General features: G+C 58.1%; 19 protein-coding genes and 1 riboswitch. Of the genes, 8 read left to right on the top strand and 11 right to left on the bottom strand.

Annotated elements, in window-relative coordinates; translation table 11 throughout:
* Positions 1-21: 21 nt before the first annotated feature.
* A complete protein-coding gene (locus tag HGP17_RS12815; RefSeq protein WP_168809440.1) occupies positions 22-1,086 on the bottom strand; it encodes a glycosyltransferase in 1,065 nt (354 codons plus the stop codon).
* Between the two features lie 239 nt (positions 1,087-1,325).
* Entirely contained in the window at positions 1,326-2,120 is a 795-nt protein-coding gene (locus tag HGP17_RS12810) for an SDR family oxidoreductase (RefSeq protein ID WP_168809438.1), read from the bottom strand.
* A gap of 194 nt (positions 2,121-2,314) precedes the next feature.
* Here HGP17_RS12810 and HGP17_RS12805 point away from each other — a divergent pair, with 194 nt between their 5' ends.
* Both HGP17_RS12805 and HGP17_RS12800 read left to right on the top strand, forming a co-directional pair.
* The gene (locus tag HGP17_RS12805; protein WP_168809436.1) at positions 2,315-3,253 is read left to right on the top strand and encodes a GlxA family transcriptional regulator; all 939 of its coding nucleotides are present in this window, start codon (positions 2,315-2,317) and stop codon (positions 3,251-3,253) included.
* A 96-nt stretch (positions 3,254-3,349) separates the two neighbouring features.
* Positions 3,350-3,952 (top strand): inorganic diphosphatase, encoded by a 603-nt coding sequence (locus HGP17_RS12800; RefSeq protein ID WP_168809434.1) that lies wholly within the window; start codon positions 3,350-3,352, stop codon positions 3,950-3,952.
* Positions 3,953-4,428: 476 nt separating this feature from the next.
* Here the strand turns inward: HGP17_RS12800 and HGP17_RS12795 are convergent, their stop codons facing one another.
* From HGP17_RS12795 to HGP17_RS12770, 6 genes are all read right to left on the bottom strand, one after another.
* Positions 4,429-5,037, bottom strand: a complete 609-nt coding sequence (locus HGP17_RS12795) for a hypothetical protein (protein WP_168809432.1) — start codon at positions 5,035-5,037, stop codon at positions 4,429-4,431.
* Positions 5,038-5,501: 464 nt separating this feature from the next.
* The gene (fdhA, locus tag HGP17_RS12790) at positions 5,502-6,692 is read right to left on the bottom strand and encodes a formaldehyde dehydrogenase, glutathione-independent (RefSeq protein ID WP_168809430.1); all 1,191 of its coding nucleotides are present in this window, start codon (positions 6,690-6,692) and stop codon (positions 5,502-5,504) included.
* A gap of 225 nt (positions 6,693-6,917) precedes the next feature.
* Positions 6,918-7,121: riboswitch (cobalamin riboswitch) on the bottom strand.
* A gap of 89 nt (positions 7,122-7,210) precedes the next feature.
* Positions 7,211-8,215 (bottom strand): ABC transporter ATP-binding protein, encoded by a 1,005-nt coding sequence (locus tag HGP17_RS12785; RefSeq protein ID WP_168809428.1) that lies wholly within the window; start codon positions 8,213-8,215, stop codon positions 7,211-7,213.
* A 44-nt stretch (positions 8,216-8,259) separates the two neighbouring features.
* Complete coding sequence (locus HGP17_RS12780; RefSeq protein ID WP_168809426.1) at positions 8,260-9,144, bottom strand: carbohydrate ABC transporter permease; 885 nt, start codon at positions 9,142-9,144, stop codon at positions 8,260-8,262.
* A gap of 12 nt (positions 9,145-9,156) precedes the next feature.
* The gene (locus HGP17_RS12775; protein ID WP_168809424.1) at positions 9,157-10,044 is read right to left on the bottom strand and encodes a sugar ABC transporter permease; all 888 of its coding nucleotides are present in this window, start codon (positions 10,042-10,044) and stop codon (positions 9,157-9,159) included.
* Between the two features lie 89 nt (positions 10,045-10,133).
* Positions 10,134-11,399, bottom strand: coding sequence for an ABC transporter substrate-binding protein (locus HGP17_RS12770; RefSeq protein WP_168809423.1), 1,266 nt, complete (start codon positions 11,397-11,399; stop codon positions 10,134-10,136).
* A gap of 188 nt (positions 11,400-11,587) precedes the next feature.
* Between HGP17_RS12770 and HGP17_RS12765 the strand changes: the two genes are divergently transcribed.
* The 5 genes from HGP17_RS12765 to HGP17_RS12745 all read left to right on the top strand — a co-directional run bounded on the left by HGP17_RS12765 (position 11,588) and on the right by HGP17_RS12745 (position 16,674).
* The gene (locus tag HGP17_RS12765) at positions 11,588-12,625 is read left to right on the top strand and encodes a Gfo/Idh/MocA family oxidoreductase (protein WP_168809421.1); all 1,038 of its coding nucleotides are present in this window, start codon (positions 11,588-11,590) and stop codon (positions 12,623-12,625) included.
* The gene (locus HGP17_RS12760) at positions 12,625-13,392 is read left to right on the top strand and encodes a GntR family transcriptional regulator (protein WP_168809420.1); all 768 of its coding nucleotides are present in this window, start codon (positions 12,625-12,627) and stop codon (positions 13,390-13,392) included. The genes HGP17_RS12765 and HGP17_RS12760 overlap by 1 nt, the downstream gene beginning before the upstream one ends.
* Before the next feature lie 130 nt (positions 13,393-13,522).
* Positions 13,523-14,527: an SIS domain-containing protein gene (locus tag HGP17_RS12755; RefSeq protein ID WP_168809419.1), complete on the top strand. Its 1,005-nt coding sequence runs from the start codon at positions 13,523-13,525 to the stop codon at positions 14,525-14,527.
* A gap of 12 nt (positions 14,528-14,539) precedes the next feature.
* On the top strand, positions 14,540-15,439 hold the full coding sequence (locus HGP17_RS12750) for a BadF/BadG/BcrA/BcrD ATPase family protein (protein WP_168809418.1): 900 nt from the start codon (positions 14,540-14,542) through the stop codon (positions 15,437-15,439).
* A gap of 152 nt (positions 15,440-15,591) precedes the next feature.
* Positions 15,592-16,674 (top strand): MerR family transcriptional regulator, encoded by a 1,083-nt coding sequence (locus tag HGP17_RS12745; RefSeq protein WP_168809417.1) that lies wholly within the window; start codon positions 15,592-15,594, stop codon positions 16,672-16,674.
* 74 nt (positions 16,675-16,748) lie between these two features.
* Here the strand turns inward: HGP17_RS12745 and HGP17_RS12740 are convergent, their stop codons facing one another.
* Positions 16,749-18,083 (bottom strand): aspartate aminotransferase family protein, encoded by a 1,335-nt coding sequence (locus HGP17_RS12740; RefSeq protein WP_168809416.1) that lies wholly within the window; start codon positions 18,081-18,083, stop codon positions 16,749-16,751.
* A gap of 143 nt (positions 18,084-18,226) precedes the next feature.
* Here HGP17_RS12740 and HGP17_RS12735 point away from each other — a divergent pair, with 143 nt between their 5' ends.
* Positions 18,227-18,775 (top strand): cupin domain-containing protein, encoded by a 549-nt coding sequence (locus HGP17_RS12735; RefSeq protein ID WP_168809415.1) that lies wholly within the window; start codon positions 18,227-18,229, stop codon positions 18,773-18,775.
* 40 nt (positions 18,776-18,815) lie between these two features.
* Here HGP17_RS12735 and HGP17_RS12730 read toward each other — a convergent pair whose 3' ends face one another.
* Together HGP17_RS12730 and msrB are read right to left on the bottom strand one after the other, a co-directional pair.
* Positions 18,816-20,666 carry a cytochrome c biogenesis protein DipZ gene (locus tag HGP17_RS12730; RefSeq protein WP_168809414.1) on the bottom strand — a complete coding sequence of 617 codons (1,851 nt, stop codon included), beginning with the start codon at positions 20,664-20,666 and terminating at the stop codon, positions 18,816-18,818.
* Between the two features lie 20 nt (positions 20,667-20,686).
* Positions 20,687-21,175, bottom strand: a complete 489-nt coding sequence (gene msrB / locus HGP17_RS12725; RefSeq protein ID WP_168809413.1) for a peptide-methionine (R)-S-oxide reductase MsrB — start codon at positions 21,173-21,175, stop codon at positions 20,687-20,689.
* Between the last annotated feature and the right edge of the window lie 29 nt (positions 21,176-21,204).

The following is a 21,204-nucleotide window of genomic DNA, read 5'->3' as shown; positions in this document are numbered from 1 at the left end:
TAGCAGCACTGCGCTATACACCTAGCCCATGGCATGCCGAATTCGTTTAGAGATTCGCAGAAGAAATTGCGGTCTCGAGGAGGCAACGAGCTTCCATGAAAGAACGGCTTTCGCCATGTTGCGTGGCAGAATACCAACCGACAGAAACCAGGCTGCCAACATGGCACGGCGCCGTCGTGATGCATTCATCTCGAGGCTGGCAACAGCCCCGGCCTTTGCCAAGGAAAGCCTGGAATCGCTTGCGACAGGGTGCTGCGCCTCGTCCATGCAAATCGATGCGAGGCGTTCCTCCAGATGGACAGGATCGTGAAGACCGGCGTCATCACGCATTTCCAAGCCGATCTCCGACGCCTGATCCGACAGTGCTTCCAGCCGGCGAAAATCATGCTCAATGCGCCAGCGTGCGCGCTGGCCGAGCTTCTCCGCGAATACTGAATGATTACCGCCATGAATGCGATAGGCACCGAGGCACTCCTCGACGGAGGTGACATCGCCGTGAAGCGGCGCGACCGTGGCCAAGTATCCATCGCCCCCCTGGCGAAATTCCTGTTCGGGAACGGGCATGACCGTATCGAGAACAGAACGCCGGAATGCCAGTCCGCTCGTCACGGTCGTCTGATAGCGCCCCTTTTGCAGCAGTTTCGATGTGACGTCGCCGGAATCGAAGGGCAGTTCGGCGGGTGGATACACATCTTTTACATGCATATTCTCATCCACGATATGCAGCCGGAATTGCATCTGCGCTGTATTCTCTTCCCAGGCCTCGATAACCTCGGATACGGCATTGGGATAGAGATAGTCATCCGCATCGAGAAACAACACGATCTCGCCGTGACTTGCTGCAAAGCCGGTGTTGAATGCCGCTGCATGTCCGCCATTGGCTTCGCGAAGACATGCTTTGATACGCGGGCCATAAGACGAAATGACTTCGACACTCGCGTCGCTCGATGCATCGTCAACGACGATGACTTCAATATGATCGTAGTTCTGCTCCAGCGCACTCTCGATGCTGCGCGGGAGAAAATGTGCGTAGTTATAGTTCGCGATTACAATAGAAACGGGAACATGGTCGTCGATGGAATACATCGCATTGAACCTCGCAGATCTGCTTTGGTCGCGGCGAACCTTCTCATCAGGTCCTGGTGAATGAAGCCGTTGCAGGCAAGGATAACCGGGGCAAAAGGTAGTGTCCCATGAAATTATCAAGCAGCGGCTGTATGGATCTTATCGATCCGTTGCACTCCCGACCCTCGTCAGTTTTGTGGCTTTTGAATGGCCGGCATCCATGATTTGCATGCCGGCCAGTCTGCAATGCGCCAATTTCCCTATTGGATCTGGTAGCGTGGTGCTGCCTTGGAACGCGAGAGATTTGGCATCAGGGCTTGGCGAGCATCCTCATAGGCCTTCTGCAACCCGGCATCCTCAAGTGCCGGGATTGTTACCAGTTCACCCTGATCGAAGCCAACCAGCGATGCATCGACCATATCTTCCGTCGACATCACGATTTCGGATGGCAGCTGTTCGACGGCGATGCCGGCGGCAGACCAGAACTCTGTGGCCGTTGCACCCGGCAGAACCGCCTGGATCCGGATATTCTTATCCGCCAGCTCATGCTTCAGCGACTGGCTGAAGGCAAGCACGAAAGCTTTCGAGCCACCATAGACACCGTTTAACAGCTCCGGTGCGATCGCAACGATGGAGGCTATGTTGATGATGGAACCAACGCCGCGCTTCACGAAACCAGGCACGGCGGCATAGGTCAGCCGCATGAGCGCCGTGATGTTCAGGTCAATCATCTGCTGCATTCTGTCGACGTCGGCATCTACCGCGGGAGCGGCGCCGCCGAAGCCGGCATTGTTGATGAGAAGCGTAATCGTCTCATCGGTCTTCAGCACGTGTTCGACGCGGCTGAGATCATTTTGAGCGCCAAGATCCACCGCCATAACCTCGACGCTGCGCCCCGTTTCCGCGCGCAACTGCGCGGCAATCGCCGAAAGCCGCTCCTCATTGCGGGCGACCAGAATGAGGTCGAAGCCGCGGTGAGCAAGCCGATGTGCATATACCGCACCAATGCCCGATGAAGCGCCCGTGACCAAAGCCTTGCCTAGTGAATTCGTCATTGTTCCAATCCTTGTTTTGCGGAGTTGCTGTTCCGCGTGGAGGAACTATAGGCCCATATGCCTGCGGCCGAAATGTCATATTCACCACCTTTTGGGACATTCAGCGCTGCCGTTTTGGGCATAACCTTTAAGAATCTGATGCCATTTCCGTCTCAAAACTGCTACAAGCAACTTTTCCAGTCGGGAGCGCCACCATGCACACTATCGGATTTCTGATCTTTCCTGGCTTTCAGGTCATGGGGTTCACAGCGGTCACCGCTTTCGAGGTGGCAAACCTGGAAAGCGACCGGGAACTTTATCGCGTAACGCTCCTCTCGGAGACGGGCGGCTTGGTGCGCTCTTCGGCGGGCTTCAGCGTGGAGACGGAAGCGTTTGGCGACGCGACCTTCGATTCTCTCTTCATTGGCGCCGCCACACATGTTTCCTCCATGTCGCCCGCGACCCTCGAGTATATACGCACGGCGTCCAAAACCTCCCGACGCGTCGCAGCCCCCTGCACCGGAGCCTTCGCTTTGGCCGAGACCGGCTTGCTCGACGGGCGTCGGGCAACGACGCATTGGGTCTTTGCCCGAGAGCTGCGCGATCGCTTCCCGGCGCTTAAAGTGGATGAAGACAAGATTTTCATCGTCGACGGAGCCATCTGGACATCCGCCGGGATGACGGCCACCATCGATCTCGCCCTTGCCATGATCGAAAAAGACCATGGCGAGGAACTGGCCCGCACCATTGCCAAAAAGCTCGTCGTCTATCATCGCCGCGCCGGCGGTCAGTCACAATTTTCGACGCTGCTCGAACTGGAGCCGAAATCGGACCGCATTCAACGCGCGCTCGACTTTGCCGGTCGAAACCTGCGCAAGATCGTATCGGTCGAGGAACTGGCGGATGCGGCAAGCCTCAGTCCTCGCCAGTTCAATCGCATCTTTCGCAGCGAAACCGGCCAATCGCCGGCCAAGGCGATCGAAAACATGCGTGTGGAGGCGGCGCGATTGATGATCGAAGACGGACGTCATTCGATGGACGAGATCGCGATAGAAGTCGGCTTTGCGGACCGGGAGCGGATGCGCCGCGCCTTCCTGCGTGTGCTCGGTCAACCGCCACAGACGATCCGCCGCAATGTTCGAGCCGTCGCCTGACGGGTCGAAATGAGCCTTGCATTCAGTGATTTATGTCACAAGCTCGTAACAACCCCTGATTAGGTCGGTAGCGTTCAACTTAACGCGGGGGCGTATATGAAAAAGCTTGTTTCCATCATCGCGATGACAATTCTGTCCAGCACGGTCGCATCGGCGTCCGACTATGTGTCTTACATCGACTATCCGCAGCCGAAGGATGATAGTCGCGAATTCTATACGGCAATCGAAATTCCGGCCGGGAGCTTCACCAAATACGAGATCGACGCCAAGACGGGGCACATCGTCGTCGACCGCTTCCAGTCGATGCCAGTCGTCTATCCGGCAAACTACGGCTCGATCACCAGCTCGCTCGGCGGCGACGGTGATCCTCTGGACGCTATCGTCTATTCGCGCGAACCGATCGTGCCCGGTGCCATCATTCGCGTTCGCGCCATCGGTGTCATGAAGATGATCGATGGTGGCGAAGTCGATGACAAGATCGTTGCTGTTCCGACATCGAAGATCGATCCGACCTACGACAAGATCAAGGAAATTTCCGATCTGCCGAAAATCGAGCAGGACCGCCTGCAGGCGTTCTTCCGCGTTTACAAGCAGCTTCCCGATGCCCGCAAGGTCGTCGAAGTCGGCGGCTACGAGAGCGCGGAAAAGGCACAGAACGAAGTTGCCGCCGCGATCAAGGCCTATAGCGAGAAGAAATGATCCTCTTCGGGAGGGGGTGGCTTCGCCGCCCCCTTGTTTTGAATAGCAGCGCAAGTCTGCGGGAGCAGATGCTCCAATCGCCTATAAAGGCATCGCCGTGGATTGATAGATTAGCTTTTCGTACCTCACCTCATGCCCATAGGTCCGACATGAACGGCAGATGTATATGAGGCCGGTTGTCTTTTATTTCATGATCTATCTGCTGATCGATATCGTGGCGAATATACTGATCATTCATTGACATATTGATACTTCTACGAAGCGATATCTTCGCAGTATCTGCCTATCAATATCATCATAGTTGATAGACTTTTTGATAAAAACCTAACGAATCTATTTGAGAAATTGAGGCGCAGAGCGGGATATTTGATCGTTCAGAAAGGCCGCTCTATCGAGAAATGCGTCTGCGAAATAGGCCCGGCCGACCAAAATATAAAGCCCGCACGAGGCGGGCTTTATATTCATTCTTGTCGGCCTTATTCGGCCGCGCCTTCTGCTTTCGTCTTGCGTCCGCGCTTTGGCTTTGCCACCTCTGTAGCGGGCGTAGCGGCGGCTTTCGGCTTGGCAGCCTTCGGCGCGGATTTGGCCACAGCTGGCTTTGCGGCGACGGGTTTTGCAGCAGCAGGCTTCGTCGTCGCCGGCTTTGCAGCAGCAGGCTTCGCGGCAGCCGGCTTTGCCTTTGCCTTTGCGGAGACCTTGTCACCGCCGGTTTTGGCGGCATTCAACAATGCCACGCGGCGGCGCCGGTTCTGTTCAAGTGCCTGCTGAAAGCCGACATCGTTCTCGGCGTGATAGGCGAGATCCTCGAGGAACTCCGACACGTCCTTGAGCGATTCGACTACGATGTAGCTCAATCCTGAGCCGGCGTTGATGGAGTCGCGACCAACCGTGACACCGAAGCCGCCCGGCACGCGCTGAAACCAGGTAGAACGCCACTTCTTGAAGCCGGCGTTGTCTCGCTCATACTCCTCCAGATATGCCTTCTGCTCGGCTACGCGTGCACGAAACGTATCAACGACATTGCGTGCTCCAGCCTTCGGCTTGTCAGCCTTCTTCGAGGACCATTTCTCTAGAAAGTTTGCCATTGTCTGCCTCTCTTCCGGTTTGCGTTTTGTCCAGGCGGCCGCTCGCTCATGAGGCGATAACGGGACTCCTCCACGTGGATAACGACATAAATGTATAAGATAAGTGCATAATGGCAACATTATCGCCTGTTATCGCCCGCGAAACGGCATATTTGCCCTCGCGTTTTCGCGCGTCGTTGCCTCCAGAAGCAATTAGACCAACACCTTTGTGGCTTCTTGTCCTGCGCAATCTGGCTGGTTCATAGGCATTTGCCGCTTTATGGCCGAAGCGGGCGTTTGCTATTACGAGCGACAGTGCCGCGTTATGGCACGCGTTCCCTCACGTATAGACTTGCGACGGCTATTTCCTTGTCCGGCAAATTCTTGCTGGTTGCCTGAATGGAGCTGGGGACGAGCATAACAACTCTCGTCCCCAGCATCACGTTGATATCTGTCGATAATAGACGACGGACGGCAGTACCTCTTTAAGCGACCTCCAGCAGGTCCCCGTGCGGGTCCAGCACGAACTTGGTGGCCGCTCCCTGATCGAAGCTTTCATAACCTTGCGCTGCATCTTCGAGCGATATGATCTTGGCGTTGACGATATCTGCTATCGGCAGACGGTCATGAAGAATCGCCTGCATCAGTTGGCGATTGTATTTGAGAACCGGCGTCTGACCCGTATGGAAGGACTGCGCTTTTGCCCAGCCGAGACCGAACCGCAATGACAGGCTGCCCTGTTGGGCTGCAGCATCGACAGCGCCGGGATCTTCGGTCACGTAAAGACCGGGGATGCCGATCGAACCTGCGGCACGTGTGATCTCCATCATCTGATTGAGAACGATTGCCGGCTGCTCACCGCCCGTATGTCCCCGCGCCTCGAAGCCAACGGCATCGATCGCGCTATCGACCTCATTGGTCCCGACAACTTCGGCAATCATGTCGCCCAGGCGGTCGCTCTTTGAGAGATCGATCGGCTCGAACCCCACCTTTGCCGCATGAGCAAGGCGATCCTTGTTGAAATCACCCACCATAACCACGGCGGCGCCGAGGATGCGGGCGGAGGCAGCCGCAGCAAGCCCGACCGGTCCGGCACCGGCGACATAAACGGTGGAGCCTACCCCAACACCGGCGCGAACGGCGCCGTGAAAGCCGGTCGGCAGGATATCCGACAGCATGGTCAGGTCACGGATCTTTGCCAAAGCCTTATCGCGATCAGGAAATTTCAGCAGGTTGAAGTCTGCATAGGGCACCATGACGTACCGCGCCTGTCCGCCGATCCAGCCACCCATGTCGACATAGCCATAGGCCCCGCCGGCACGCGACGGGTTCACGGTCAGGCAAACGCCTGTATCTTGCGACTTGCAGCAGCGGCAGCGTCCGCAGGCAACATTGAACGGCACGGAAACGATATCGCCGATGTCAAGCATTTCGACATCGCCACCTTTTTCGATAACCTGACCGGTGATCTCGTGGCCGAGCACCAGTCCCGGCATGGCCGTTGTGCGGCCACGCACCATGTGCTGGTCGGATCCGCAAATATTGGTGGAGATCACCTTCAGGATCACACCGTGCTCGATGCGGCGGCCATCCGGCGCCTCCAGCTTCGGATCGTCGATATCGCGAACCTCTACCTTGCCGGGTCGCAAGTAGACAACGCCTCTGTTCCCACTCATGCCATCTCCTCCTTGGTTGAACGCTTGATCATCCTCGCAAGCGATTGCTCGCCCGCATCTTCGGGTCGGCCCGCTCCTCAACGGGCCGAAATCGGCAAAATCGGCCGCGGCCGCCGCAAGCGGCACTCCACGCCCGGAACGTTCATGACTGATACAAGAGAAGCGAGACGTGAACGGAAAACCGCAAGATCGTTTCCGTTCGCCTCTCGATCACCCTCCGTGATCAATCGAACCTGCAGTCAAGGCTGGTTTCCGGGCTTCGAACCTATCCCAGTGATCGTCTCGGCACCTTCCCAGTCAAAAAGACCAGTGGCATCTGCCGAGACTTTCGGTTCCGTTACCGTTGCGGGGGCAGCACCGGCCTCTGACCGGTTTCCCAATTATCCATCAGGACGATATCCCGATGGCACCTTGAACATGCATAGAAGATCATGTTCGAAGGGGGCGGCGCGCACAGGAAAACGACATCAGCCCTTTGTTGGGCGACATCGCGCATTTTCATTACCGGTTGGCGCCTCTCAGGCCAGCGGATGACCGCCGGCGTCGAAGAGATGGTATCGATCGCCCTTCGGCGAGAAGGAAAGACGTTGGCCGGATCGATAATCCGACTTGCCTTCCTGGCGAATGATGACCGGCTTCGTTCCGCCCATATCGATGTAGATGTAGGAATCGGCGCCAAGATTTTCCGAATGCATCACCGTACCGGACCACACGCCACCCGATACGTCGATCGCCAGATGCTCGGGACGCACGCCCACGGTTTCCGCCTTGTACCCTCTTGCGTCTTCACCGGTCATGAAATTCATTTCGGGCGAGCCGATGAACTTTGCAACGAAAAGGTTCTGCGGATTTTCGTAAAGCTCCAGCGGCGAACCAACCTGCTGCACCACGCCGTCGCGCAACACGACGATCTTGTCCGCCATTGTCATGGCTTCGACCTGATCATGGGTCACGTAGATCATGGCCGTGTCGGAAAGGTTCTTGTTCAATTGCGCAATCTCGATGCGCATCTGGACACGCAAAGCGGCATCAAGATTGGAAAGCGGCTCGTCGAAGAGGAACACCTTGGGATTGCGGACAATGGCTCGTCCGATCGCGACACGCTGGCGCTGGCCGCCCGACAGGGCTTTCGGGAGCCGCTTCAGATAGGGCACAAGCTGCAGCTTTTCCGCCGCGGCCATGACCATCTTGTCAATCTGATCCTTCGGCAGCTTCTGCAGCTGCAGCGAATAGGCCATGTTATCGTAGACGGTCTTGTGTGGGTAGAGCGCATACGATTGGAAGACCATCGCGATGCCGCGCTGCGACGGGCCGACATCATTGACAACTCTGCCGCCGATTTCCAGCGTCCCATTGGAAATCTGCTCAAGGCCGGAGATGCAGCGCAACAGGGTCGACTTGCCGCAGCCGGAAGGGCCGACGAAGGCAACGAACTCACCCGACCTGATGTCGAGATTGATATTCTTCAGGACTTCGACCGCGCCATAGCGCTTGTAGAGATTGGTGATTTTGACGTCGGCCATGAGGCACTCCATTCCAGAATTTTGTAGGCGTCGCGGACAAGGATTTACTTGCCGACACCCTGACTGAGACCCTTGATGAACTGGCGCGAGAAGATCACGTACAACACGACCAGAGGCACGACGCCAAGCGTCAGCGCGGCAAGCAAGGCCGGATAGTCATTGAGAAACTGTCCCACGAATTGCTGAACCCCGAGCGTGACGGTCTGATTGTTCTTGCTGGGTGCCAGAACCAGCGGGAACCAGAGATCGTTCCAGACCGGCAGCATGGTCATCGTCGCCACCGCGGCAAGGCCTGGCTTGACGACGGGAAGCGCGATCAGGAAGGTACGGAATTCACCCGCACCATCGATGCGCGCAGCTTCCTTGAGTTCCGTTGGGACCGTGCGGAAATAGGCCACCATCAAGGTAACGGCGATCGGAATACTCATCGCGGTATAGACGAGGATCAGCGACGTCAGCGTATCGATAAGGTTCCAGGAGATCATGATCTCAAGGATTGGCACCGTGCCGAGGCGGATCGGCAGCATGATGCCGATGATAAACAGGCCACCAAGCACAGGCGCAAGCCGCACCTTGTATTCCACAAGACCATAGGCAGCGAGTGTCGATGTTATGATCGTCAGCAGAATGGTAACGACAGTGACGATCAAGCTGTTTTGATAGTTCAGGAAGAAGTTGCCGCGCGTGAAGACACGCAGATATCCGTCTACACTGAATGTCTTGGCCGTGGGCAGATCAAAGGGACCGCCAAAGATCGCGGGTGTTGTCTTGAACGAATTCAGGATGACAACCAGGATAGGACCAATGGCCAGCAACACGAAGAAGATCAGCAATGCGTGCACGACGATCCTGTCGGCAGTCCACGCGCGGCGATCCCTTGCTTTCCGCTCCGACTGAACAGCCTTATCGTCGCTCAATATCAGGGTCATGCCGGGTCCTCCTCAGATCTGATAGGGCTTCAGGCGGCGCTGCACGAGCCAGAAATAGACTGCAGTCACCACGAGAATGATCGTGAAGATCACGGTTGCAACGGTCGCGCCGAGATCGATATCGGCGACCTGTCCGCTCGATCCGAAAAAGGTTCGATAGAACAGAGTACCAAGGATATCGGTGCTGTAATTCGGGCCGGGCGCGGCTCCGTTCAGAGCAAAGACCAGATCGAAACCATTGAAGGTCCAGATATAGGTCAGGATAACGATCAAGCCGAACTGTGGAGCGATCAGCGGAAACTTTATGCCCCAGAAGATACGCCAGTTGTTGGCGCCATCGATGCGCGCCGCCTCGACGATATCCTCGGGAACGGCAAGGAGAGCACTATAGAGGAAGATCATGGGGATGCCGACATATTGCCAGACCGACATCAAGGAAATCGTCGGCAACGCGGTCATCTCGTTTCCGAGCAGCGGAAAATCGACGAGCCCCCAGAGCGGGTTGATGATCAGGCGCCAGATGAAACCGACAATGACCACCGACAATGTCGCCGGAATGAAAAGAAGCGTGCGATAGATACCTTCCGATCGGCGCAACAAGCCCGATGTCAGGAGTGCCGCCATCAACAGGCCGATCGGTACTTCCACAACCAGATGAATGGCGAAATATTCGACATTGTTGAGAAGAGCATTCCAGAAGCGGGCGCTCGTCACCGGATGCGTGAACAGATAATAATAATTCTCCAGACCGACGAAGACGCGCCCAGCCGAAGTCTTCGTGTTGAAGAAGCTCATCAGGATGGAAAGAGCCAGCGGCAGCACAGCGAAGGCGACGTAAATCGCCAGTGCCGGAAAAACGAACAGCGCCAGACTGATGCGCGCAGTTGTTGGGCGTATCACTCGGAAGGCCTCCCATACCCGTATGAACGTCTTGAATGCGAAGAAGGCCCGCGCGCTTCCCGCAAAGGAAAGCGCGCGGGCCTGAAGATTTACTTCTGTGGCTTGTACCAGGAATCCAGCCCCTTCTGCAGCTCGGTGGCGGCAGCATCCGGGGTCAGCTTATCCGTGGTCATCATTACCTGCAGAACGCGCCAGATTTCGTCGTCGAGCGGCGGGTTGCCGGCACTCAGTCGATCAAGAGCAAGACGCGGCGTCAGCTCGGCACCTTTCTTGAGATCGGCAAATTTCTGCGCGAGTTCGTTCTTGTAGGAAACAGGCTTCGAGCCCATAGCGAAGAAGCCGGGCGCTTCGTTTACATAAAGCTCCTGGAATTCCGGGCTCGCCAGCCAGGTCAGGAATACCTTCGCGGCATCCTTGTGCTTGCCTGCCGCATTGAGGCCGATTGCCATATCGGGCATTTCCTGCAGGTAGCGCTTGCTATCGCCAGTCGCCGTCGGCGGACCGAAGACCCCGACATTGAGACCCGTCGCCGTGACCTGATTGATGTTCCAGGAACCATCCGGCAGGATGGCGGCACGGCCGATCGTGAAGAGCTGGGTCATGTCGGCATACTGAAGGCTGGCCTGGCCGTTCGGCAGGAACGGCTTCCAGGCGGCAAAGGCCTTGAAGGCAGCAACGAAATCGGGATCCGTCAGCTTCTTCGTGCCGTTGATCAATCCCTGGCGGCCCTCTTCGCCCTTCCAATAGGAAGGACCGATATTGTAGAGGCCGTTGTAAGCGAGCTGCCAGCTCTCGGCGGAACCATAGGCAAGTGGCGTGTACTTGCCGTTGTCCTTGATCTTCTGGAGTACGGCGATGAATTCATCGGCTGTCTTCGGCGGCTCGAGACCGAGTTCCTTGAAGATATCGACATTGTAGTAGAAGCCGGCCAGAACGGCGGCGATCGGCAGGCAGAAAGGCTCGCCCTTGCCATCAGCCCAGGCAGCCTTTGAGGTATCGCTGAAATCCTTGATCGGCGCAAAATCCTTCAGCGGCTCGAAATAGCCACGGCGAATCCACTCGCGATTGACGTCGAAGGGGCGGCAGGTCATCAGATCCGGACCGGCGCCAGCCTCCATCTGCGATTGAATGGCGGCATTGTATTCATTGGTATTGATCGGAGCGAACTCTACTTTGATCTCCGGATGCTCCTTTTCGAAAGCCGGCAGCAACTTATCCTGCCAGACAGCGATATCCTCCGTACGCCAGCTTCCCAATTTGATCGTCACGGGATCCGCGGCAAGCGCGCTGCCGGCCATGAGCGCCAGGCCCAGCGACGCAACGGCGCCCTTGATGCATGCATGCTTCGAACGCATCTGAAATGCTCCCCTCTTTTTGTGCTTGGATTGCGCAGCATCTCTCCGATGCTCGCAATGAACGCCTAAAAGATACATCTCAATACAATATGTGACAAGAAGTTTTTTTTCTTTCCATTTTTGTCTTATGTGGTATTTCTTCGATCTATCGATGTTTTGCGGATTTTGGCATCTAGGGGGATGGCTTGATGATCGGTGTTGGGATTTTGGGTTCAGGCTTCATCAGCGACTGCTATGCGGACTCACTGCTGGATGTTCGCAACGGGCAGCTTGTTGCGTGCTACTCGCGCAGCGGCGAACGCGCTGCCGAATTCGCCACGAAATGGGGGCCGGGTGTCACTGCCTATGAAGACATGGATGCGCTTTGCGCCGACCCTTCGGTAGAGCTTGTGGTCATTGCTCTGCCGAACGAGATTCATCTGGACGCCGTGAAAATCGTCGCTCGCCATGGCAAGGGCGTCGTCTGCACAAAGCCGCTCGCACGCACGGAAAAAGAAGCCGCCGAAATGCTGAAGATCGTCATCGACGGCGGCATCTGGCATGGCTATGCGGAAAGCTCCGTCTTTTCGCCTAACATCGCCAAGGCCTATCAGATGGTGCAGGCAGGCGGCATCGGCGATCTACTGACCATGCGGGCGCGTGAAGCGCATTCCGGCCCGCATGCGCCGCATTTCTGGGACGCTGAAACAGCTGGCGGCGGCGCCCTGCTGGACATGGGCTGCCACACGGTGGAGTCGGCGCGGCATTTCTTCGGCAAAGACAATCCCGTCGTCGAGGTTATGGCCTGGGGCGCAACGCTGGCGCATGCCGACAAGACCACCGGCGAAGATACCGCGATCGCACTATTGAAGTTCGCAGGCGGCCAGCTTGCGACGATCGAATCGTCCTGGATCGAAAAGGGCGGCATGCAATTGCGTCACGAACTCGTCGGCTCCGCCGGCCGCATCGTAACCGATAGCTCGGTCGGTCCGGTCTGGGGCTTCATCGAAAAGCCCGTCGGATATCTTGTGGAAAAGGCGAACGCAGACACCGGTTGGGTCTATCCCGTTCCCGAAGAAACGCGCGCTTATGGTTTCTCGCAGCAGATGCGCCACTTTGTTGATTGCTTTGCCGCCGGAACTCGGCCACTGGAAACCTTCGAGGATGGCGTGGTGGTCAATCGTATCCTCGATGCGTGCTATCGTTCGATGCGCACGAAGATGTGGGAAAAGGTGACGATAAGCTGATGGTCAAGATGGACGGCACGGTCGCCCCGCTTCAATCGGACTCTCCCGAACCGCTCTGGCAGCAGGCTGCCAAGGCGATTACCCGCGAAATCAATGCCGGAAAGCTGACGTCTGGCAGCCGTCTGCCGCCGGAGCGTGATCTCATCGACCGCCTGTCGATCAGCCGCGTGACGCTGCGCCGCGCCCTGCAGAGCTTGGTCGGCAGCGGCGTGCTGGTTTCATCCCATGGCCGCGGCTGGTATGTTGCGACCGAGGCGCATCAGGAGTTTCCCCAGACACTCGAATCCTTCAGCGAGACCGCCGCCCGGCTGGGTCTCAAGGCATCATCGGAGGTCCTGAGGGCGGAAGAGGCATCAGCGACACTCGACCAGGCCGAGGAGCTATCGATTGCGCCCGGATCGAGGCTTTTTCATCTCGATCGCATTCGCAAACTCGACGGTGTCCCCGTGGCGATCGACACGTCCTATTTTCCGGCCGCCAAGGAATTGAACCTGTCCGGCGCGGACTTCAGCACCGCATCGCTCTTTCGCCTGATGACAGAGGCCGGCATAGAGCTAAGCCGCGCGGAATCGACCATCGAGGCCCAGGCCGCCGATCCGTTGACCGCCAAACACCTGGGGATCGACGCGGGAATGCCGATCCTCACCATGTATCAGCTCATCGAGGATAGCGCGGGCAAGCCGCTGATATCTTCAACCATACGCTACGCCGGCGACCGCTATCGCCTGCGAACCTCCTTCAGCCGTACGATCAAGCCAGGCAACTAGCACGGCGGCAGGGAAACATCGAAATCATGGCAGGGCTCAGCTCCTGCATTCGCAAAACTGAACGATGGATTGCCGCCGGCGCCCAACCCGACGGGTGGTTTCGTCGTGCCCATACCCAAGGAGACATCAATTGCCCAAAGGATATATCCCGCTCGCGGTGGCCCGCGCATCGCAAGCCGAGGCTTTGGCCAAGGCCATCACCAGAATTACCGAGGATGTTCGTCTCCTGCAGAGCCGCGGCGCACTTCAGGGGCCTGGCCCGATTTTCCTTGGCATCGGCGCAAGCTTCGCTGCGAGCGCCGCCGCTGTCTGGACTTTGAGAAGCCGCAATATTCACGGCTGGCGCCTGAATGCCGGTGAGCACCCGCTCCCCTTCCCTCATACGCCTCACCCCTTGATCGGCGTGTCCCAGAGCGGCAAAAGCTCCGAAACCCTGGCCGTGCTGAACACGGTGGAGCAGGAGAAACGCTTCTCGGTGGTCAATGCCGTCAGCTCGCCGATCGAAGCCATCTCGGCCGTTAATATTTCTCTCGGCAATATTCCGGACAGCTATGCCTCCACGATCGGCTACACGGCAACCGTCGCCGCGCTCGGCATGATTTCCGAAGCCTGGGATGGTGGCGTGATCGATGACACCTGGACGGACCTCTCGGACGCCTTTCGTGCCGTCGAGACGGTCCTTTCCAGCCGGATATCGACCCTGATCGCCCCGATGCAAGAAGCCCAATATGTTGATTGCGTCGGTGCTGCGCCCTCCACCGGCTCTGCCGAAGTCGGCGCGCTGCTGCTGCGTGAAATCGCACGTATCCCGTCGACTGGCATGTCCACGCGGCAATATCTGCACGGCGCCATGGAATCGGCCGGCCGCGGCGTGCACATCATTTTCGGCGAAGAGCGCGAATTGCAGCTTGCCCAAAAGCTTGCACGTGCCGGCCACGACGTCATTCTCGTCAGCCCGCTCGATGTTGCGGAGGAAAGCCACCTCGCGCACGTCGCCATCCCCTCGCTCACGCCGGCGCAACGTCCTATTGTCGAAGCGTTGGTCATGCAGACCATCGCTGTCGAAACCGCAATTGCACGAGGGCTCGATCCCGATTCCTTCGTGTTTGAAAACAACGATACAAAAGTCGCCTGAGAGGGCTCGAACATGACTGACTGCCTGCTCGCGCTCGATATCGGCGGCACCAAGACACATCTGGTCATCGAGGATACGCAGGGCAATCGCCTGCTCGATACCGTCCTGCACAGCCGCGAATGGGATGCCGAACCAGCGGACGAGGCGGCGGAATGGATCGCGGAACGCATTGCGCCATACGTGCCGACTGGGGCACGCATCGCCGCCATGGCCTTCGGCGCGCAGGGTATCAACAGGGCTGAAACGGCACACGATCTGCAACGGGCGCTTGCCTCGCATGGTCTGCGCGCCAACATCGTCAACGACGCAGCGCTGATTGCCCTTGCTGCCGGCTTTCCTGATGGCATAGGCATCATCGCCGGGACCGGCGCCATCGGCGTTGGTGTCGATGCCAACGGTGCGCATATGGCAACCGGTGGCTGGGGATGCGTCATCGGAGACGAAGGTGGAGCCGCAGCCCTCGTGCGCGAGGCGACGCGTGCCGCATTGCGTGCACTCGACGAAGGCAAGCCGGACGACGGTCTGCTCGGTGCCCTCATCCGGGATTTCGGCGTCGCCGATGCCGAGCGACTGACCCGCAAAGTCAACGACGAACCCACCGCCGAAAACTGGGCGCCGCATTGCCCGGCCATCTTCAGTGCCGCGGCCTCCGGCTCGGCGCTTGCGGCCCGCGTGATCGACGAGGGCGCTCAGGCTCTTGCCGTGTTGGTTGATCAACTGGTGGCGCGTGGTGCGGTCGGCAAGAATGTCGTCGTCGCCGGCAGCGTCATCGTCAACCAAGCGCCACTCTTCGACGCATTTAGACGTCATGTCCTTGAGCAGCATGCCGATTTGCGAATTCACAAGCTGGCGATACCGCCCGTCGAAGGCGCAGTCTTCCTTGCCCGCCGGGCGCTCGAAGCCGTGAGATGACAAAGCGGGTGGGGTGACGAAAACCACCTCGCCCGTCGTCCTTCAGATCTGGAGCCCGCATAAGGGCCGGAAATTTTCGAGCTGGATTTCATTTTGCTACTTGAGCCGGACCCAGGGTCATACCTTATGGAAGATTCCCGAAGGAGTTTTCGATGTCCGGTTGCACCCAGGATGACGTTCTCATCACCGCGCTCGAATGTGCCGAACGCATCGGCATCACCATTCGGGCGTTGCGGATCTATGAGCAACATGGCCTCATCTCGCCGCGTCGCACATCAAAGCAATGGCGCCTCTACGGTCGCGATGAAATCGCGCGCCTGAACGAAATACTGGCGCTCAAGTCTCTCGGGTTCAGCCTGCGCGACATCGCAAAGCTTCTTCGAAAACATCCCACCGATCTCGCTCAGATGCTCGCTTTGCAGCGCAACGGGCTCGAGGACACGCGCAGGCGTGCAGAACGAGGATTGCAAGTCATCGAAGCCCTGCAATCGAAGGTTCGATCCGGAGCCGTCGCATCTCTCGACGATCTCACAACTCTGGCAAGGGAAACCAACATGACCGAACCATCAAAAGACTTGAGGGCATGGAAACAATACGAGCAGATGCGCCCGAGAACCGAGGTAGCGGCCGACAGCGCTTCGTTTGCCGACTATGCCGGCGCCTATACGACGGAGGACGGCACAATCTCCATTGTCTCGAGCCGCGACGACAAGCTCTTCTATCGAATTGTCGGACAAGAAGACATCGAGATTTCCTCGGAAGGCAACGACGGATTCTTCATGAAATCGATCCCCGTTCAAGTGACCTTCAATCGGAATAAGGACGGGCACGTCGTCAGCCTTACGCATCATCAAAATGGCTGCGAGGATCTTGTCGCAAGGATGGATCTCACTCAGGCTTTGGGCATCGAGAAAGATATCACTGAGCGTATCAGGGATCAGACGCCAATGCCCGATGGTCCGCGTATTCTTCAGCGCGTCATCGAAGAACATGCACGCGGCGAGCCGGACACCAGCATGATGTCGCCACCATTGGCGGCACTTGCGAGTGAACAAATGGATATGATTAGCGGTGAGCTGGAAAAGGCCGGCTCACTAACGCGCCTTATCTTCAAAGGGGTCGCAAACGGTCTCGACATCTATGAAGTCGAATTCGAGAATGCAAAGATGGAATGGGGTATCGCGATAACATTCAGGGGAAAGATCAGCCATCTCTATCTCAGGCCCATCTTTTAGCTGCATTCAATTCGCAGGCCTTGCCCGACGAAGAGCCTGGTCGGCCGCTGCCGACCGACCAGGATCAAATTCCATTAGGCAGCGCGCTTCAACGCATCGCCGAGCATGGAAACAATGGTTTCGATCTGCTCGCGCTCGATAATCAGCGGCGGCGAAAGCGCAATGATATCACCGGTGACGCGCACCAGAAGACCCTTCTGGAAGCAGTCAACGAAGACATCATAGGCGCGCGCGCCGGGGGCACCATCGCGCGGCGTCAGTTCGACAGCGCCGACCAGGCCGAGATTACGGATGTCGGCGACATGCGGCAGACCCTTCAGCGAATGCAAGGCGTTTTGCCAATCGTCCGCAAGTTCGGCAGCGCGTGTCAGCAGGCCCTCTTCCTCATAGATTTCCATGGTTGCGAGGCCGGCAGCACAGGCCACGGGGTGACCCGAATAGGTATATCCATGGAAGAGCTCGATCTGGCTTTCCGGGCCGGTCATCAGTCCATCATAGACCTTGCGGCTGGCAAAGACGGCGCCCATCGGAATGGTGCCGTTGGTGATGCCCTTGGCCGTGGTCACCAGATCGGGAACGACGCCGAAATACTCGGTGGCGAACGGCGTGCCGAGGCGGCCGAAGCCCGTGATCACTTCGTCAAAAATCAACAGGATGCCATACTTATCGGCAATCGCGCGCAGCCGCTCCAGATAGCCCTTTGGCGGCAGGATGACGCCTGCCGAACCGGACATAGGCTCGACGATCACGGCAGCGATCGTCTCTGCGCCATGAAGCGCGACCAGCCGCTCCAGGTCCTCGGCAAGTTCGATGCCGTGCGCCGGCAGCCCCTTGCTGAAGGCATTGCGCTCGACATCCAGCGTATGGCGCATATGGTCGGCTGGAATCTGCGGGAAGACGCGGCGGTTGTTGACGAGGCCACCAACCGAAATGCCGCCGAAACCGACGCCATGATAACCCTTTTCGCGACCGATGATGCGGGTATGGGTTCCTTGGCCGATCGCACGCTGATAGGCGATAGCGATCTTGAGCGCGGTGTCGACGGACTCTGAACCGGAGCCGGTAAAGAATACGCGATCAAGCCCCGCTTCGGGGCCGCCCGGCGCATGCGCCGCAAGCTTTGCGGCGAAGTCGAAGGCAATCGGATGGCCCATCTGGAAGGTCGGAGCGAAATCCATCGTCGTCAGCTGGCGCTCGACGGCCTGAGCGATCTTCTTGCGACCGTGACCGGCGTTCACGCACCAAAGTCCGGCAGTGCCGTCCAGCACCTTGTTGCCGTCGATATCCGTGTAATACATGCCATCGGCGGCTGCCAGCAGCCGAGGTGCGGCCTTGAATTGACGGTTTGCCGTGAATGGCATCCAGAAATTATCGAGAACCGGGGCGTTGGTGTGCGTGATCTTGTCCATGGTCGACTCCTTTGCGCTGCTCCTGACATCAGCGATTTTCCAGCACCGAACAAGTCCTTTTCTCGATTAATTTAAACTATTGATATTATTAGATGCAGATGTAGAGTTTTCGATATTTCGAACAGCTGAAACGTGAGGCCATCATGTCGGTCGATATCGGCAACCGTCTTCGCCATCTGCGCCTGGCGCGCAACCTTTCACAGCGAGAGCTCGCCAAGCGCGCCGGCGTGACGAATTCGACCATTTCGTTGATTGAATCCAACTCCGCCAATCCCTCGGTCGGGGCTCTCAAGCGCATTCTCGACGGCATCCCGATCGGCCTGGCGGAATTCTTCGCCTACGAACCGGAAGCGCCGAAAAAGGCTTTCTATGCTGCGGAGGAACTGGTCGAAATCGGCAAAGGGCCAATCTCCTATCGGCAGATTGGCGAAAATCTCTTCGGCCGCAGCCTCCAGATCCTGAAGGAATGCTACCAGCCTGGAGCGGATACCGGCAAGGTACCGTTGGTCCACGAGGGTGAAGAAGGCGGCATTGTCCTGTCCGGCCGTCTCGAGGTTACCGTCGATGACGAGCGGCGCATTCTCGGGCCTGGCGATGCCTATTATTTTGAGAGCCGCCGGCCGCATCGCTTTCGCTGCGTCGGCCCGGTGCCTTGCGAAGTCATCAGCGCCTGCACGCCGCCCAGCTTCTGATTGCCGGGCGGCAGCGTTTTAATAATGGCGGCTGCTGTCGTCAGCCAAAGGTAAACGCATAGGCCTGAGCGCCGGGATCAAGGAACTTGATCTCGAAGGTATGATCCATGACGGGACCACTTGCGCGAACAAGCTGATAGAGCCTTTGTCCGTTCACAACGCCGTTGCCGTTCGCATCCGTATCGACGCCATGACCGTCACCGGGCGGCTTGCCATCGACAAGCACCTGGAAGCGTATGGGTTTTCCATCAGCCGATGGTCCAAGGACGAGATGAAGATCGCGCGCATGGAAGCGATAATAGAGGCGAGTATCGGCGCCATTGGAGGTCGCCTGCTGCGGGCCGACGGTCCAATTGCCGGCAAGCCCCCATTCGTTGAGCTTCGGCGTTGCGGCAACATAGTCATGTGCGGCGTCATTCACCGTGCCGCCATCATCGACGAAGTTCTGCGAGCGAAGATAACCGACATAGGTTTCCGGCGATTGCACGCTCGCCTCATCGGAAGCGGCTTCTGCGCCGGTCGCTTTCACATTGACGATATCGCTCGACACATTCGTCTTGCCGGCCTCGGCAAGCAATTGCTGGATCACCCGTTCCGACTGATCATAGTCGCCCTCGCCAAAATGGTGGTGACGAACCTGGCCCTTGGCATCGATGAAGTAATGCGCCGGCCAATATTCGTTGTCGAAAGCACGCCAGATTGCATAATTGTTGTCTATGGCGACGGGATAGGTGATGCCAAGATCGCCAATTGCCTTCTTGACGTTGTCGACATTCTTCTCGAAGGCGAATTCGGGCGCATGCACGCCGATAACGACAAGGCCTTGATCCTTATACTTCTGTGCCCAGGCTTCGACATAGGGAATGGCACGCAGGCAATTGATGCAGGAATAGGTCCAGAAGTCGACGAGGACAACTTTGCCCTTCAAGCCATCCGCCGTCAGCGGCGCGGAATTCAGCCATTGCACTGCGCCATCGAGCGAGGGCACCTGGCCCTCGACCGGCAATTGTTCCGCGGCCGGCTTCGGCGTCATCGCCATCATCATGCTGCCGTTTGCGCCGGCACCATCCGGCTTGCCGCTCATCATCATCTGGTTGGTGGCACTCATCATCGCACCGCCATCGCTTTTCATGATAACCGAAGACTGCTTCTTCTGATCCTGGACATGGAAACGATCGACAAGGCTCTGTTCCAGCGAGGCGGTGCTCGCAAGCGAAGCCTGCGTCAAAAGCCCGGTATCGAGCCCCATGGCAATGGCGACGACGGCGATCAGGACCGCAACGCCGACGCCGCGGCGCAGCCATTCGCCAACACCGAGCGACCGCTTCATAATCTGGTAAACGCGGCCGCCGATCAGCAGCGCAAGCGCCAGAGAAGTGGCAGCACCGAGCGCATAAGCCAGCAACAGCACGGTCGTGCCGACGCTTGCGCCCTGCAGGGCTGCCCCCGTCAGAATAAGCCCAAGAACCGGTCCCGCGCACGGCGCCCAAAGCAGGCCGGTTGCGACGCCAAGCAACAAGGAGGCGGCGACCGCCGATCCCCCACCACGCGTCGAGCGGTCGGCAGACTGCGACAGATGTGCGCCGAGCGATACCAGCGGGCGGGTCAGATAGTCGGACAGCGATGGGAAGAGCAGGATAATGCCGAATACCGCCAGCAGCGCCATGGCCGCATAACGCCCGTATTCATTGGCTTCAACAGCCCAACCGCCGCCCAGTGCAGCAAGCGTTGCCACCGCCGCGAAAGTTGCCGCCATGCCGACCAGCATCGGCAGCGTGCTGCGCAGAAAAGGCTGGCCTGCCCGCGCAAAGACGAACGGCAGGACAGGCAGGATGCAGGGGCTGACAATGGTCAGCACGCCGCCGAGATAAGCAAGAATAAATAAGACCATTGGTCGATCTCTGATGTCGTTCAGGCCGCAGCCGGATGAAATTTCATGGCGACGCCGTTCATGCAGTAGCGCAGGCCGGTCGGCTTCGGCCCGTCTTCGAACACGTGACCGAGATGGCCACCGCAACGACTACAATGCACCTCGTTGCGCACCATGCCGTAGGAAGCGTCACGCGACGTGGCGACGGCACCGTCAAGTGGCGCCCAGAAGCTCGGCCAGCCCGTGCCACTCTCGAATTTGGTCGAGGATGAGAAAGCGTCCTGATCGCAGCCGGCGCAGGCAAAATTTCCCTTGCCATGCTCGCTGAGCAGTTCGCTCGTAAAAGGACGCTCGGTCCCTTCTTCCCGAAGCACAGCGTATTGATCCGGCGTCAGCATCTTTTGCCATTCCGCGTCGCTGTGGGTGACGGGAAACTTCTCGGCGGCTTTCGCAGTCGTGCCGCCGATACCGAACCGCAAACCGATGCCGCCAAGTGCAGCGGTAAGAAGCAACAATCGTCTGTTCAACATCGCACTCTTCTCCTTGGCGGATGAGCCGC

Origin of the sequence: Rhizobium sp. P38BS-XIX (assembly GCF_012641435.1) — a bacterium.
Classification (GTDB): Bacteria; Pseudomonadota; Alphaproteobacteria; order Rhizobiales; family Rhizobiaceae; genus Rhizobium.
Note: the sequence above shows the minus strand (reverse complement) of the source record. Positions and strands in the feature narration are given on the sequence as shown.